The following is a 14,757-nucleotide window of genomic DNA, read 5'->3' as shown; positions in this document are numbered from 1 at the left end:
ACCTCAGCAGAATCCCATGAGAATTGACCGCCCGTGACGGGCCGACATACTTTGCGTCAAACGGGCTCAAAAAAGACTCGCCGCCTCCGGGAGAAAACAATGAACGCCCTCTTGGCCGCCCTCACCGGGACGCTGATGTCTGCCGCCTGGCTCATACCGGCAGCTTCGGCTCAGACCCCGGCCCAGACGGGCTGCGTCACCCAGAACATGGCCGTTCCTCCCGGCGCCAACACCACCGACAAGGCGGCACCCTTCTTCATTGACACGACTGGCCTCGATTTCAAGACCGCGCCGCCGACCCGCGATCCATCAAATCCGAACTATCCGCGCGCGACGGAGCTGCCCGACGGTACACTGCCGCCTCCCGGCGCCGAGGGAAATTTCATTATCGGCCCGACCCACACACCGGCCCCCGAGACCATTGCCAAGGATGGCGTGCTGCGCGGCACGATCACATCTTTCACCATGTCGTCAAAGGACAGCGTGATCTACAACCCCGGCTTGATCCGTGACGACATCGCGGGCTGCAGCAACAGCTCGATCATGGCGACGACGGCGCCGGACGACAAGTCGCACATGGTGGTGACATCAAGCCATCCCGGCACCTGGACCCGCACGGTCGAGGTTTATATCCCGGCGCAATATGTGCGCGGCACGGAGTTGCCATTCATCGTGGTCGGCGACGGCGGGTCCACCGCCTACAAGCATCTCGCCACCGCCCTCGACAACCTGATCGCACAACGCCGCGTGCCGCCGATGATCGCCATCCAGATCGGCAACGGCGGCCAGGACGCCCAGGGCAGCCAGCGCGGCCGCGAATACGACACGGTGTCGGGGACCTACGCCCAGTTCGTCGAGCGCGAGGTGTTGCCGCTGGTCGAGCAGCGCGCCGACATCAAGCTCACGAAAAACCCCGAGGGACGCGCGACCATGGGCCTGAGTTCGAGCGGCTCGGCAGCCTTCAACATGGCGTGGTTTCATCCCGAGCTCTATCAGCGAGTGCTGGCATTCTCTCCAACCATGGTGAACCAGCAATGGCCGCACGATCCCTCGCTGCGCGGCGGCGCCTGGGAATATCACAGCCCGTGGGCGGGCCCGGCCGGCCCCAACCTCACCGTCAAAGCGGGCGTGCTCACGCCATCGGAGCCACCGGGCACGCCGCTGATAACAGCCGCGCCGGCCAAGCCGATCCGCTTCTGGTTCATGGTCGGCGACCAGGACCTGTTCTATCCAAATCCAACCATCCCCGACGGCATGCACGACTGGACCTTGTCGAACCAACTGATGGCGAAGGTGCTCGCGGACAAGGGCTATCACTACCAGTTCCTGTTCGTGCGCAACGCCAAACACGTCGACCGCCCGGCCATCGCACAGCTGTTGCCGGCGGCGCTGGAATGGTTGTGGAAGGGCTATCCGATTCCGTAGGCATGAGAGATGCATTGCGTGGCGGGTAACAGCGCTTTGCAGCCTGGGCGATCCAAGAAGCCCCGCTTGCAAAAATGATATCAATGATATATATGCTATCATTGATAAAAGGACGAATGCCATGGCAAGCATGATCATCCGCAACATCGACGAACAATTGAAGGCTCAGCTGCGCATGCGCGCCGCCATCCACGGCCGCTCGATGGAAGATGAAGCCCGGGACATTTTGCGCGCAGCCCTGGCGACCAAACCCCGTGAGCCACGCAACCTGGCCAAGGCCATCCGCACCCGCATCGCACCAACCGGCGGCGTCACTCTGCAGATCCCCTCCCGCGAACCGATTCGCGAGCGAGTGGATTTCAGCGAATGATCGTGCTCGATACCAATATCATTTCCGAAATGCTGACGCCGATGCCGCAGAAGACCGTCGAAGCCTGGCTCGGCGCACTACCGCCCTCCTCCGTTTTCACCACGACGATCACCCAGGCCGAGGTGCTCTACGGATTGCGGTTGCTACCTGATGGCCGGCGGCGCCGCGACCTCGAGGCCGCGATCCTGCCGATATTCGAAGATGATTTTGCCGGCCGTATTCTGCCATTTGATAGCGACGCCGCTAACGCCTATGCGCTGCTCGCAAGCGGGCGACGCCGCGCTGGGCGGCCGATCAGCCAGTTCGACGCACAAATCGCTGCCATCACGATCTCACGCGGCGCAAAGCTTGCCACGCGCAACGTCGACGATTTCGCAGACGTGGGGCTGACGCTCATCAATCCTTGGAACGGGTGAAGCGAAACGCCCCGGCTAAACCGCCGCGGTGGTGACGCCGCCGTCGATCACGATGGTCTGGCCGGTCATGAAGGTGGAGGCGTCGGAGGCCAGATACACCACGGCGCCGGCAATCTCGTGCGGTTCGCCGATCCGGCGCAGCGGCGTGGTGGCGGTGCGGCGCTTGAGCAGGTCTTCGTTCTCCCACAGCGCACGGGCGAAATCGGTCTTCACCAGCCCCGGCGCGATGCAGTTCACCCGCACGTTCTGCGGGCCCCATTCGCCGGCGAGGCTGCGGGCGAGCGCGAAATCCGCCGCCTTGGAGATGCCGTAGGCGCCGATCACGGTGGAACCGCGCAGACCGCCGATGCTGGAGATGATGACGACGGAGCCGCCGCCGCGCTCAACCATTTTCGGGATCGCCAGGCCGCAGAGCCAGATGTTGCTCTTGACGTTGGCGCCCATGATCTTGTCGAAGGCTTCGTCGGTGATGTCGAGCAGCGGCCCGTAATACGGATTCACCGCGGCATTGCAGACCAGGATATCGAGCCGGCCGTAGTGTTTGACCGTGCCCTCCACCAGCGCCTGCACCTCTTCGCGCCGGCTGATGTTGCAGGGGATGACATGGGCATCGCCGCCGTCCCTGGCGATGCCGTCGGCGACGGCCTGGCAGGCCTCGGCCTTGCGGCTGGAGATCACGACCTTGGCGCCCATCTTCGCCAGCAGTTCGGCCGAGGCGCGGCCGATGCCGCGACTCGATCCAGTGACGATGGCGACCTTGCCGGTGAGGTCGAAAGGCGTGCCGTTCATGATGGCCTCTTGTTTTTGTTTTGGCTGTGAGCCGTAGGGTGGGTTAGCCAACGGGTCCGCGCGAAGCGCGGCCCGATGACAGGCTCCGCGTAACCCACCATTACTTTCGCAACGTGAAGTGGTGGGTTACGCCTTCGGCTAATCCTACTGAGTCAGACGGTCGCAGTCATTGAGGCTGAGAATCAAGTAATTGAGGAGATTCAATATTTGGCGCGCGGAGGGCCGGATGAATCTCGATCAGGGTGGGGATAGCGAAACGCGGTTTGCGGAGTATGTAGCCGGTCTTGGAAGCGTGATCGGTCACGTGGAGCGGACGAGACCGCTGCGCGACTATTGCACGGGCCTGATGCTGCCTGGGGAACGCAAGAGCGTGGAGCCGATGGCGGCGCGGACGGCTCCAGCGCGCACGGCGGCACAGCATCAGTCGTTGCTGCATTTTGTCGCCAACGCGGCCTGGTCGGACGAGGACGTGCTGACCAAGGTGCGCGATTTGGTGCTGCCGGCGATCGAGAAGAGCGGGCCGATCGAGGCGTGGATCATCGACGACACCTCGTTCCCCAAGCAAGGCAAGCATTCGGTCGGCGTGCACCACCAATATTGCGGGCAGCTCGGCAAGCAGGCCAATTGCCAGGTGGCGGTGTCGCTCTCGATCGCCAATCATGCCGCCAGCCTTCCGGTGGCCTATCGGCTGTACTTGCCGGAAGCCTGGACGAAGGATCGTGCCCGGCGGAAGAAGGCAGGCGTGCCGAAGCAGATCAAGTTCAAGACTAAGCCGCAGATCGCGCTGGAGCAAATCCGCTGGGCCTGCGAGAGCAGTCTGCCACGCGGCGTCGCGCTGATGGATGCGGCCTACGGCAGGGACGCGCGGCTGCGTGCCGGCATGACAGAATTGGGCTTGCCTTACGTGGTCGGCATCGTGCCGACCATCTTGATGTGGGCCCCTGGCAGCGGCCCGCGGCGGATGGACAAGCCGATGAACAACACCGGCCGCCGCGACGAGCCCGAACTGGTCTCGGCCAAAAAAGTGGCACTCAGTCTCCCGAAGCAGGCCTGGCGCACGGTGGCGTGGCGGGAAGGCTCGGCCGACCAGCTATCCTCGCGCTTTGCGCGGGTGCGTGTCCGCGTCGGGTACAACAAACTGATCCCCGAGAAGCTGTCGCCGGAGTGGCTGCTGATCGAATGGCCGGAGGGCGAAGCAGAGCCGACCAAATACTGGCTCGCCACGCTGCCGGAGAACGTCAGCTTCACGCAGCTCGTCAATCTGGCCAAGCTGCGCTGGCGCATCGAGCGCGACTATCAGGAGCTCAAGCAGGAGGTCGGGCTCGGTCACTACGAGGGGCGCGGCTGGCGTGGCTTCCATCATCACGCAACCCTGTGCATCGCGGCCTACGGCTTCCTGATCGCCGAACAGGCGACGATTCCCCCCTCAGAAACTTGTTCCGCCGCGCCAGTCCAGGTCCCTCCCTTACCCGACAATTATCGACCCAGAGGATCTGCCCTTGCGGCCTGAACGCCACGTCCCGAACTCGATCGCAACCATGCGCGTGCGGTTGAGCCGGGCCCTCAGCAAAACAATCATACGATGCCCTTGTTGCGGCGCCGTCGCAGCATCACCCACGCGCAGAAAAATCATGACGCAGTAAGACTAACCCACCCTACGAGTCACGAGCTTTCGTTTAGTCCTTCAACAACCCGCCCTGCTCGCTGACGCGGCGCAGGTGATAGTCGGCGTCGCCGAACAGGCTTTCGATCATGGTCAGCCGCTTGAAGTAGTGGCCGATCTTGAACTCCATGGTCATGCCGACGCCGCCATGCAGCTGGATCGCCTGCTGCCCGACAAAACGCGCGGAACGGCCGATCTGCACCTTGGCCGCCGCAACGGCCGTGGCGCGTTCCTTGGGATCGGTGAAAGCGCCGGCCATGGTCGCGAAATACGACATGCTGCGGGCCTGCTCCAGCGCCACGAACATATCCGAGCCGCGGTGCTGCAGCGACTGGAAGGTGCCGATCGCCACGCCGAACTGGTTGCGGGTCTTGAGGTACTCGACCGTGGTCTTGAGCGACTCTTCCATCGCGCCGACCGCTTCGGCGCACAGCGCGATGCGCGCGTCATCGACGACCTGCTCGATCAGCGGCAGTGCGTTCTCGGGATCGCCGATCGCCGCATCCGCGCCGATCTCGACGCCTGCGAGCGTGATGTCGGCGGCACGCAAGCCGTCCTGGGTCTGATAGCCTTTGATACGGACGCCGCTGGCATTGGCCGGCACCAGGAACACGCCGATCCCGTTGTGATCGCGCTGCCCGCCCTTGGTGCGGGCGGTGACGATCAGGGTGTCGGCCGTGTCGCCGTGGATCACGACGAACTTCTCGCCGTCGATCACGAAGCCCGCGCCGCTCTTCTTTGCCGTGGTCGCGACATCGGCGAGATCGTAGCGGGAGTTCTTCTCGAGCTGCGCAAACGCCAGGGTTTTCGAGCCATCGATGATCGAGGGCAGATAAGCCGCCTTCTGCGCGGCGGAGCCACCCCGGCGGAGAAAGCCGCCGCCGAGCACCACCGTCGCCAGATACGGCTCGAGCATCAGGGCCCGTCCCAGCGCTTCCATGACGATCATGGTCTCGACCGGGCCGGCGCCGAAGCCGCCGTCCTCTTCGGTGAACGGCAGACCCAGCAGGCCCTGCTCCGAGAGCTTGCCCCACAGGGACTTGCTCCAGCCGCCCTTTTCCGCGCCGTATTTCTTGCGCTGTTCGAAATCGTAGGAATCGGCGAGCAACCCGTCGACGCTTTCCTTGAGAAGCCGCTGCTCCTCGGACAGATCAAAATCCATTACCCAATCCTCAAATTACGAAAGGAAGCTCAGAGACCGAGCACGGCCTTGGCGATGATGTTGCGCTGAATTTCGTTGGAGCCGCCGTAGATCGACACCTTGCGGTAGTTGAAGTAGCCGGGCGCGATCTGGGTGGTCCAATCCGGGAATTCGTTGCGGCCTTCCTCGTTGTCCGGCGCATAGGGAGCCGCGAAGGGGCCGATCACTTCCATCAGCAATTCGGTGATGGTCTGCTGGATTTCCGAGCCCTTGATCTTGAGGATCGAGGAGGCCGGATCCGGCTTGCCACGGCCGTTCTTGCTCTCGTTGGCGACGACGCGCATCTGGGTCAATTCCAGCGCCTTGAGCTCGATCTCGGTGGCGGCGAGCTTTTCGCGGAACTTGGGATCCTCGATCAGCGCCTTGTCGCCGGCCATCACCTTGGAGGCGAGGTCCTTGATGCGGCGGATACGCTCCTTCGACATGCCGACGCGGGCGATGTTGGTGCGCTCGTTGCCGAGCAGGAACTTTGCGTAATCCCAGCCCTTGTTTTCCTCGCCGACCAGGTTGGTCACCGGCACTTCGACGTCATCGAAGAACACTTCGTTGACCTCGACACCGCCGTCGATGGTCTGGATCGGCCGCACGGTGATGCCGCGCGACTTCATGTCCATCAGGATGAACGAGATGCCGGACTGTTTCTTGGCGGTCGGATCGGTGCGGCACAGGCAGAAGATCCAGTCGGCATATTGCGCCAAGGTCGTCCAGGTCTTCTGGCCGTTGATCACATAGACATCGCCCTTGCGCTTCGCCGTGGTCTTCAGCGAGGCGAGGTCCGATCCCGAGCCCGGCTCGGAGAAGCCCTGGCACCACCAATCGTCGAGATTGGCAATGCGCGGCAGGTAATACTTCTTCTGCTCTTCATTGCCGAAGGTGTAGATCACTGGCCCGACCATGTTGACGCCGAACGGCAGCGGCGGCGGCGCCGGCGCAATCTGCAGCTCCTCAAGGAAGATGTACTGCTGCGCCGGGGTCCAGCCGGTGCCGCCGTACGCCTTGGGCCAATGCGGCACCGCCCAGCCCTTCTTGTTGAGAATGCGCTGCCAGTCCACCAGGTCCTGCTTGCTGGTGTGGCGGCCTTCCAGGAGCTTCTGGCGCACCTGCGGCGGCACGCTCTCCTTGAAGAAGGCGCGAACTTCGTCACGGAACGCCAGTTCTTCCTTGCTGAAGCTGAGATCCATCGGACTCTCCCTGATTCAAAAAACGGTTATCTTGAAACCATTGGTGCGCGCGGTCCGAACAACCGCGCGCACAAAAACAATTACTGAACGATCTCGAACAGGCCGGCCGAACCCATGCCGCCGCCGACGCACATGGTGACCACGCCGTACTTCGCGTTGCGGCGACGGCCTTCGATCAAGAGGTGGCCGGTGAGACGCGCGCCGGTCATGCCATAGGGATGGCCGACCGCGATTGAGCCGCCATTGACGTTGAGCTTCTCCGGATCGATGCCGAGCTTGTCGCGGCAATACAGCACCTGCACGGCGAACGCTTCGTTCAGCTCCCACAGATCGATGTCCTCGATCTTCAGGCCGTGGCGCTTGAGCAGGCGCGGAATCGCGAACACCGGGCCGATGCCCATCTCGTCCGGCTCGCAGCCGGCCGACACGAAACCACGGAAGATGCCGAGCGGCTTCAGGCCGCGCTTGGCGGCTTCCTTGTCGCTCATGATCACCGTGGCGCTGGCGCCGTCCGAGAGCTGGCTGGCATTGCCGGCGGTGATAAAGCCGCCCTCGCGGACCGCCTTGAGGCCAGCGAGACCGTCGGCGGTGGTTTCCGGACGCGGGCCCTCATCCTTCGACAGGGTGATCTCCTTGAAGGAGATCGCACCGGTCGCCTTGTCGGCCACACCCATGGTGGTGGTGATCGCCGCGATCTCGTCGTTGAACTTGCCGCCTTGCTGGGCGGCCGCAGTGCGGCGCTGGCTTTCCAGCGAGTATTCGTCCTGCTTTTCGCGCGAGATGCCGTAACGCTTCGACACCACTTCGGCGGTGTCGAGCATGGCCATGTAGACGTCGGACTTGATCTTCATCAGTTCCGGATCGACGGCATGGAATTTGTTGATGTGATCGTTCTGCACCAGACTGATCGATTCACCGCCGCCGCCGACAGCGATCTCGACGCCGTCAAAAATCACCGAGCGCGCGGCCAGCGCAATCGCCTGCAGGCCCGAGGCACACTGCCGGTCGATGGTGGTGCCACCGACGGTAACGGGAAGACCGGCACGCAGCGCCGCCTTGCGGGCGATATTGCCGCCGGTGGTGCCCTGCTGCATGGCAGCGCCCATCACCACGTCCTCGATCTCGCTGGGATCAACCTTGGCGCGCTTGACGGCTTCGCCGATCGCGTGGCCGAGCAGGGTCGCGCCTTCGGTGTTGTTGAACGCGCCGCGATAGGCCTTGCCGATCGGGGTGCGGGCGGTGGAGACGATCACTGCATCGGTCATGATGGATTACCTTGTTGCTGCGGATTGCGATGGAGTTTGTTGCTGGGAACGTAGCTCATGGCGGGACAGTTTGCCGACCGTGGTTCGCGGCAATTGGTCCCGGAATTCAAGTGCAGCCGGCAGTTCGTGCTTGCCGATCTTGCCGGTGAGAAAACTTCTGAGATCATCAAGCGTGAACGACGCCGCGCCCGCCTTCAGAGTGACGAAGGCTTTCGCCGCTTCGCCGCGATATTGATCTGATACGCCGAGCACGATGACTTCCTGCACGGCGGGATGTTCGTAGATCGCCTGCTCGATCATCTGCGGATAGACGTTGAATCCACCGGAGATGATCATGTCCTTCTTGCGATCGACCAGATAGAAGTAGCCATCGGCATCCATGTAGCCGATATCGCCGGTCAGGAAACGATCACCGACAAAGACCTCGGCGGTCTCCTTCTCTCGGTTCCAGTAGCCCTTGGTGACATTCGGGCCGCGGATGCGGATCTCTCCGGTTTCGCCTGCTAGCAGCACACGGGTGGGATCGTCGAGCGCGACCACGTCGAGTTCGATGCCGGGCAGCATCAAGCCGATCGATCCCGGCTTGTCGGGCCCCTGTGGCGGATGTCCCGTACCGGGCGAACAGGTCTCGGTCATGCCCCAGCCGCTGCGCAGCTTCATGCCGGTCTTGCGCTCGAAGATTTTTGCGACTTCGACCGGCAGCGGCGCACCGCCGGAGCCGCAGGACGCCAGCGACGACAAATCGCGCTTGTCGAGATCCGGCAGGTTGGCGATGGCGATCCACATGGTCGGCACGCCCGGGAAAGACGTGGCGCGCTTGACCTCGATGTCGCGCATCACCGCCTCGAGATCGAAGCGCTGATGCAGTGAAATCAGATCGCCGTTCTTGAGATTGCGCAGCAGGATCACCGTCAGCGCATAGATATGAAACAGCGGCAGGACGCAGATCACCCGCTCGATGGTGTTGCGCTCGGCTTTCGCCTTGGCGCCCCAGACATCGTAGATCCCGACCGCCGAGGTCAGGTTCTTGTGGGTGAGTTTCGCGCCCTTCGGCAGCCCGGTGGTGCCGCCGGTGTACTGCAGCAGCGCGACATCCTCGGGATCGACCAACGGCCATTGCGCCGGCGGCACGGCATCAGCGACAAAATCGCGGAAGGTGACGATGGCGTCGCTTTGCGGATACGGCGCTTTGGCGTTACCGACATCGCCCCAGCGGTCGTCCTCGCAAACGATGAGACGATCGATCAGGCCCTTGTCGAGAAACTTCAGCGCCGTCGGCAGCAACGTCGCGACATTGCTGGTGACCAGCACCCGCGCGCCGCTGTCGCTGAGCTTGTGCGACAACGCGCGTTCGCCGTCGAGCGGACTGAGGTGCACGATGCGCGCACCCGCTTTCAGCCCGCCGAAGAAATTGACCGGATGATCCGGCGTGTTGCCGAGGAACAGCGCAATCGAAGCCCCCTTGCCGTAGCCGGCGCGCAGGAACGCACCGGCCGCGGTATCAACCATGGCGCCGATCTCGACAAAGCTGATGGGCTTGTCGCGGAACTCGAGCGCCGGACGGACGCCGTAGTCCGCGGCTGCCTTCGCAAGCAGCCCCGGCAGCGTGCCGAACGGGATCGGCGCGCTCCAACTGATACCGTCCGGGTAGTGCCTCTCACCAGGATAAGCCATGATCAGGCCGCCTTGGCAGCTCCCTTGGCGTAGGAAGCAAACGTCTCGCCCTTTTCGGCAAGCTGCTTCAACAGCGGCGCCGGCTCGAGCGAGGGATCGTTGGTCTGCTTGGCATAGAACGACAGCCGCTCGGCGATGTGCTTGAGGCCGACCTGGTCGGCGTAGAACATCGGACCGCCGCGATAGATCGGCCAGCCATAGCCGTACAGCCAGATCACGTCGATGTCGCTCGGACGCGCCGCGACTTTCTCCGCGAGGATGCGCGCACCCTCGTTGATCATCGGGTACATCATGCGCTCGAGGATCTCGTCGTCGCTGACCTCGCGGCGCTTGATGCCAAGCCGCGCGCAGGTCTCGTCAATCAGCTTCTCGACGTCCGGATCCGGCAGCGGCGCGCGGGAGCCGCTCTCATACTTGTAATAACCCTTGCCGGTCTTCTGGCCGAAACGGCCGGCTTCGCACAGTGCGTCGGCGATTTCCGACTTGATGCCGCGGTCCTTGCGCGAGCGCCAGCCGATGTCGAGGCCGGCGAGATCGCCCATGGCGAACGGGCCCATCGGCATGCCGAACTTGGTGACGACGGCATCGACCTGCTGCGGCAGCGCGCCTTCGAACAACAGCTTCTCGGCCTGCTTGCCGCGGGCGGCCAGCATGCGATTGCCGACAAAGCCGTCGCAGACGCCGACCACGGCCGGTACCTTGGCGATGCGCTTGGCGATCGCGACCGCGGTCGAGAGCGCATCCGGCGCGGTCTTCTCGGCGCGGACGATTTCGCACAGCTTCATGACGTTGGCCGGGCTGAAGAAGTGCATGCCCAGCACATCCTGCGGCCGCTTGGTGACGGACGCGATCTCGTTGATGTTGAGATAGGAGGTGTTGCTGGCCAGCACCGCGCCGGGCTTGGCGAACTGGTCGAGCTTGGTGAACACCTCTTTCTTGATCGCCATGGTTTCGAACACCGCCTCGATCACGAGGTCCGCGTCCTTGACGTTCTCGAGGCCGACCACACCGGTGATCAGGCCCATGCGCTTGGCGGGGGCATCGGCGGGAATGCCGCCGCGCGCCGCCGTCGCCTCGTAGTTCTTCTGCATCACGCCGAGGCCGCGCTTGAGCTGCTCCTCGCCGGTTTCGATCAGGGTCACCGGGATGCCGGCATTGGCGAACGACATGGCGATGCCGCCGCCCATGGTTCCGGCACCGATGATAGCCACGCGATCCACCTTGCGCGGCTTGGTGCCGTCGGGCACGCCGTCGATCTTGGCGGCTTCGCGCTCGGAGAAGAAGGCATAACGCTGGGCCTTGGACTGGTCGCCAGCCACGAGCCGCAGGAAGCTCTCGCGCTCCTTCTTCAGCGCCTCGTCGAACGGCGTATCCAGGGTCCAGCCCACCGCCTCGGCACAGGCGAGCGGCGCTTCCAGGCCACGATTGCGCTTGTTGGCGGCGGCCGCGGCATTGGTGAAGATCGAACGGTCGGCCTTCGCCGCCACCAGCTTGCTGTCGTCATCGCGCAGCTTGCGCAGCGGACGCTTCTCCGCCAGCACCTTGCGCGCAAAGGCTTCACCGCCGGTCGCGACATCGTCAACGATCTCTTCGATCAGGCCGTTCTTCAGTGCCTCCGCGGCGCCGATCGGATCGCCGGTCACGACCATCTTGACGCCGAGCTCCGGACCCACCGCACGCGGCAGACGCTGCGTGCCACCAGCGCCGGGCAACAGGCCGAGCTTCACCTCGGGCAGACCGAGCCTGGCATCCTTGGTGGCGACGCGGAAGTGGCATCCCAGCGCGACTTCCAGGCCGCCGCCGAGCGCCGTGCCATGGATCGCGGCGACCACGGGCTTCGGACAATTCTCGATGTCGCTGATCACCTCGCCGAGGCCGGGCGGCTTCGGCGGCTTGCCGAATTCGGTGATGTCGGCGCCGGCGATGAAGGTGCGCCCCGCGCAGGTCAGCACGATGGCCTGCACCTGCGGGTCACTGCCCGCACTCTTGATCGCTTCGCTGATGCCGCTGCGAACGGCGGCGCTGAGAGCATTCACCGGAGGGCTGTCGACCGTGACAATGGCAATCACGTCGCGACGTTCTACCTTCACCACTTCACTCACGCTGCTCTCCTTGATCGTTTGTTTCTCTTGCCTGGTGCTGGTTTTCTGCGTGCGACAAACCGTCCCGGTCTATTTCGCACTGCGGAATTTAATTTCACACCTTGACACGGAGGGTTATTTTGAAGAGCGTCCGTTGTCAACGAGGGGCGGTACGGCAAGTTTGCATGAAGCGATTGTTTTGAATGAAGCGAGTTGCGAAGAAAAGCGCGACCGATCGCAATTTCGTCGTCGCGCTCTCGCGAGGGCTCGATGTTCTGCGCGCGTTCCGCCCTAACGATGGCCTTCTCGGCAATCAGGAAATCGCCGCCCGAACCAATCTGCCGAAGCCGACCATTTCCCGGCTGACCTACACGCTGACCAAGCTGGGATACCTCGCACAAGTTCCAAGATTTGAAAAATACCAGCTGACGCCCGCGGCGATGGCGCTGGGATATTCCGCGCTGGCCAATCTCGGCATCCGGCATTTGTCCGATCCTTTCCGTGACAAGCTGATGCGCGAGACCGGCGGAGCAGTGGCGATCGGCGCCCGCGACCGCCTGAGCATGATCTATTTCGGGCAAAGCCGCAGCGAACTCACGGTGGGCGTGTTGCTCGATGTCGGTTCGCGCGTTCCGATAGCGACCACGGCGATGGGGCGTGCCTATTTGTTGGCATTGCCTGACGACGAGCGAACTGCATTATTGCGCGAGATCCGCGAGACTGCCGGCAATCGCTGGCCGAAGGTCAAAGAGGGCATCGAGCGCGCCGGGGAGATGATCGCCAAATACGGCTTTACGATCTCCGCCGGCGAATGGCATAGCGACATTCACGCCGCGGGTGTCGCGCTGAACCTGAACGATGGAACCGGTCCGTACGCATTCAATTGCGGCGCACCGGCTTTCAAGTTTTCGGAAGACAGACTGATCAACGATATCGGACCGCGCCTGGTGGCGATGGTCAAGAATATCGAAAAAGCAATGACCGGCCGTCCCACCATGGGACGCGTGGACATGATCAACAATAAAAAGTCGAAGTCAGGAGGGAAAATTGCTCGAGTGGTTGAGGGGATCGGCTAGCGTTCGCGCGCGCAATGCTTGGCTCGATGCGACGACTGCGGCAGGCGAGAGCCATATGCCGACAGGCAAGAGCTGCACGGCATGACGCAGGCAGCTCTGGCGCAGGGACAGACCGGTTCGGTCGCGCCCCTGCTCTCGGTGCGTGACGTCAGCGTCACGTTCGGAGGCATCATCGCCTTGAACGGCGTGTCGTTTGACATGCGCAAGGGCCATATCCTGGGATTGATCGGACCCAACGGCGCCGGCAAGACCACGCTGTTCAATTGCCTGAGCCGGCTCTACCAGCCGAGCCGGGGCGACATCCTGATGGATGGCCAGACCATCCTCAATCAGCAGCCGCACAAGATTCCGGATATCGGCATCGGCCGCACCTTCCAGAACGTGGCGCTGTTCCAGAACCTGTCGGTGCTGGACAACATCCGCATCGGCGCGCATTCGCGCACCAAAAGCGATGTGGTCAGCGACATGCTGAAGCTGCCCTGGGTCCGGCGCGAGGAACAAGCCCTCAACAAGCGCGTCAAGGACATCGCCGACTATCTCGACCTGATGGATGTCGGCGACCAGAAAGTCGCAGGCCTGCCGTTCGGCACCCAGAAGCGGGTGGAACTCGGACGTGCCCTGGCCGCCGAGCCAAAGATCCTGCTGCTTGATGAGCCCGCCGGCGGCTTGAACCATGAAGAGGTCCACGCACTCGGCGACCTCATTCGTAAAATTCGCGACCAGCGCGGCATCACCGTGCTGCTGGTCGAGCATCACATGGGCCTCGTGATGTCGATCGCCGACCACGTGGTCGCGCTCAATTTCGGCAAGAAGCTCGCGGAGGGCACGCCGGCCCAGGTGCAGTCTGACCCGGATGTCATCAAGGCTTACCTTGGCAGCAAGGATTCGGGGAGCAACGAGTCATGAGTGCGATGCTCGATATCCAGGACCTGCGCGCCTATTACGGCCAGGTGCAGGCGCTGCACGGCCTGCAGTTCAGCCTCAATGAGGGCAGCGTGACCACCCTGCTCGGCGCCAACGGCGCCGGCAAGACCACGACACTGCGCTCGATCTGCAACATGATCCGCTCCACCGGCACCATCCGTTTCGAAGGCAAGCCGCTGACCGGCAAGTCGACGGAGAGCATCGTCAAGCTCGGCATCGCGCATGTGCCGCAGGGCCGCGGCACCTTCACCCGCATGACGGTGGAGGAAAACCTGCAGCTCGGCGCCATCACCCGCAGCGACACCAAGGCGATCGCCGGCGACATCGAGCGGATGTACGGACATTTCCCGAAGCTGAGGGAGCGCTCCAGCCAGCAGGCCGGCACGCTGTCCGGCGGCGAACAGCAGATGCTCGCGGTCGCCCGCGCGCTGATGCTGCGGCCGCGCCTGATGCTGCTCGACGAGCCCTCGTTCGGCCTCGCGCCGCTGGTGGTGCGCGACCTGTTCGGTATCCTCGGCAAGATCAACCGCGAGGACAAGGTCACCATTCTGGTGGTGGAGCAGAACGCCCAGTTGGCGCTCGAAATCGCCAAGCAGGCCTATGTCATCGAGACCGGGCGCATCGTGATGTCGGGCGACGCCAAAGAGATCGCCGACAACGAAGACATCCGCAAATCCTATCTCGGATATTAA

The 14,757-nt window shown here is 63.3% G+C and carries 13 protein-coding genes; 7 read left to right on the top strand and 6 right to left on the bottom strand.

The window, feature by feature from the left end:
- Nucleotides 1-99: 99 nt before the first annotated feature.
- The 3 genes from RS897_RS14900 (at nt 100) to RS897_RS14890 (ending at nt 2,211) form a co-directional block, all read left to right on the top strand.
- The gene (locus RS897_RS14900; protein ID WP_315837289.1) at nt 100-1,425 is read left to right on the top strand and encodes an alpha/beta hydrolase; all 1,326 of its coding nucleotides are present in this window, start codon (nt 100-102) and stop codon (nt 1,423-1,425) included.
- Between the two features lie 121 nt (nt 1,426-1,546).
- Complete coding sequence (locus RS897_RS14895; protein WP_315837288.1) at nt 1,547-1,795, top strand: FitA-like ribbon-helix-helix domain-containing protein; 249 nt, start codon at nt 1,547-1,549, stop codon at nt 1,793-1,795.
- Nucleotides 1,792-2,211, top strand: a complete 420-nt coding sequence (locus tag RS897_RS14890) for a type II toxin-antitoxin system VapC family toxin (RefSeq protein ID WP_315837287.1) — start codon at nt 1,792-1,794, stop codon at nt 2,209-2,211. Before RS897_RS14895 ends, RS897_RS14890 begins: the two co-directional genes overlap by 4 nt.
- Before the next feature lie 15 nt (nt 2,212-2,226).
- Here the strand turns inward: RS897_RS14890 and RS897_RS14885 are convergent, their stop codons facing one another.
- Complete coding sequence (locus RS897_RS14885) at nt 2,227-3,000, bottom strand: SDR family NAD(P)-dependent oxidoreductase (RefSeq protein ID WP_315837286.1); 774 nt, start codon at nt 2,998-3,000, stop codon at nt 2,227-2,229.
- 226 nt (nt 3,001-3,226) lie between these two features.
- On the opposite strand from RS897_RS14885, the gene RS897_RS14880 reads away from it, so the two are divergent.
- Nucleotides 3,227-4,510: an IS701 family transposase gene (locus tag RS897_RS14880; protein WP_315831101.1), complete on the top strand. Its 1,284-nt coding sequence runs from the start codon at nt 3,227-3,229 to the stop codon at nt 4,508-4,510.
- Nucleotides 4,511-4,676: 166 nt separating this feature from the next.
- Here the strand turns inward: RS897_RS14880 and pimD are convergent, their stop codons facing one another.
- From pimD to RS897_RS14855, 5 genes are all read right to left on the bottom strand, one after another.
- Nucleotides 4,677-5,825 carry a pimeloyl-CoA dehydrogenase small subunit gene (gene pimD / locus RS897_RS14875; RefSeq protein ID WP_315837285.1) on the bottom strand — a complete coding sequence of 383 codons (1,149 nt, stop codon included), beginning with the start codon at nt 5,823-5,825 and terminating at the stop codon, nt 4,677-4,679.
- Between the two features lie 29 nt (nt 5,826-5,854).
- The gene (pimC, locus tag RS897_RS14870) at nt 5,855-7,045 is read right to left on the bottom strand and encodes a pimeloyl-CoA dehydrogenase large subunit (RefSeq protein ID WP_315837284.1); all 1,191 of its coding nucleotides are present in this window, start codon (nt 7,043-7,045) and stop codon (nt 5,855-5,857) included.
- A gap of 80 nt (nt 7,046-7,125) precedes the next feature.
- Entirely contained in the window at nt 7,126-8,310 is a 1,185-nt protein-coding gene (locus tag RS897_RS14865; RefSeq protein ID WP_315837283.1) for an acetyl-CoA C-acyltransferase, read from the bottom strand.
- Between the two features lie 6 nt (nt 8,311-8,316).
- Nucleotides 8,317-9,984, bottom strand: a complete 1,668-nt coding sequence (gene pimA, locus RS897_RS14860; protein WP_315837282.1) for a dicarboxylate--CoA ligase PimA — start codon at nt 9,982-9,984, stop codon at nt 8,317-8,319.
- Between the two features lie 2 nt (nt 9,985-9,986).
- Nucleotides 9,987-12,086, bottom strand: a complete 2,100-nt coding sequence (locus RS897_RS14855) for a 3-hydroxyacyl-CoA dehydrogenase NAD-binding domain-containing protein (protein ID WP_315837281.1) — start codon at nt 12,084-12,086, stop codon at nt 9,987-9,989.
- A gap of 182 nt (nt 12,087-12,268) precedes the next feature.
- Here RS897_RS14855 and RS897_RS14850 point away from each other — a divergent pair, with 182 nt between their 5' ends.
- The 3 genes from RS897_RS14850 (at nt 12,269) to RS897_RS14840 (ending at nt 14,757) form a co-directional block, all read left to right on the top strand.
- The gene (locus tag RS897_RS14850) at nt 12,269-13,141 is read left to right on the top strand and encodes an IclR family transcriptional regulator (RefSeq protein ID WP_315837280.1); all 873 of its coding nucleotides are present in this window, start codon (nt 12,269-12,271) and stop codon (nt 13,139-13,141) included.
- An 81-nt stretch (nt 13,142-13,222) separates the two neighbouring features.
- Entirely contained in the window at nt 13,223-14,047 is an 825-nt protein-coding gene (locus RS897_RS14845; RefSeq protein WP_315837279.1) for an ABC transporter ATP-binding protein, read from the top strand.
- Nucleotides 14,044-14,757 (top strand): ABC transporter ATP-binding protein, encoded by a 714-nt coding sequence (locus RS897_RS14840; RefSeq protein WP_315837278.1) that lies wholly within the window; start codon nt 14,044-14,046, stop codon nt 14,755-14,757. Before RS897_RS14845 ends, RS897_RS14840 begins: the two co-directional genes overlap by 4 nt.

It is taken from the genome of Bradyrhizobium prioriisuperbiae (assembly GCF_032397745.1).
Taxonomy (GTDB): domain Bacteria; phylum Pseudomonadota; class Alphaproteobacteria; order Rhizobiales; family Xanthobacteraceae; genus Bradyrhizobium_A; species Bradyrhizobium_A prioriisuperbiae.
Note: the sequence above shows the minus strand (reverse complement) of the source record. Positions and strands in the feature narration are given on the sequence as shown.

What these genes read in the sequence shown, in the direction of transcription:
- pimA (WP_315837282.1), bottom strand. Translation starts at nt 9,984, where the DNA reads ATGGCTTATCCTGGTGAGAGGCACTACCCGGACGGTATCAGTTGGAGC.
- RS897_RS14845 (WP_315837279.1), top strand. Translation starts at nt 13,223, where the DNA reads ATGACGCAGGCAGCTCTGGCGCAGGGACAGACCGGTTCGGTCGCGCCC.
- RS897_RS14850 (WP_315837280.1), top strand. Translation starts at nt 12,269, where the DNA reads ATGAAGCGAGTTGCGAAGAAAAGCGCGACCGATCGCAATTTCGTCGTC.
- RS897_RS14880 (WP_315831101.1), top strand. Translation starts at nt 3,227, where the DNA reads ATGAATCTCGATCAGGGTGGGGATAGCGAAACGCGGTTTGCGGAGTAT.
- RS897_RS14885 (WP_315837286.1), bottom strand. Translation starts at nt 3,000, where the DNA reads ATGAACGGCACGCCTTTCGACCTCACCGGCAAGGTCGCCATCGTCACT.
- RS897_RS14865 (WP_315837283.1), bottom strand. Translation starts at nt 8,310, where the DNA reads ATGACCGATGCAGTGATCGTCTCCACCGCCCGCACCCCGATCGGCAAG.
- pimD (WP_315837285.1), bottom strand. Translation starts at nt 5,825, where the DNA reads ATGGATTTTGATCTGTCCGAGGAGCAGCGGCTTCTCAAGGAAAGCGTC.
- RS897_RS14890 (WP_315837287.1), top strand. Translation starts at nt 1,792, where the DNA reads ATGATCGTGCTCGATACCAATATCATTTCCGAAATGCTGACGCCGATG.
- RS897_RS14840 (WP_315837278.1), top strand. Translation starts at nt 14,044, where the DNA reads ATGAGTGCGATGCTCGATATCCAGGACCTGCGCGCCTATTACGGCCAG.
- pimC (WP_315837284.1), bottom strand. Translation starts at nt 7,045, where the DNA reads ATGGATCTCAGCTTCAGCAAGGAAGAACTGGCGTTCCGTGACGAAGTT.
- RS897_RS14895 (WP_315837288.1), top strand. Translation starts at nt 1,547, where the DNA reads ATGGCAAGCATGATCATCCGCAACATCGACGAACAATTGAAGGCTCAG.
- RS897_RS14900 (WP_315837289.1), top strand. Translation starts at nt 100, where the DNA reads ATGAACGCCCTCTTGGCCGCCCTCACCGGGACGCTGATGTCTGCCGCC.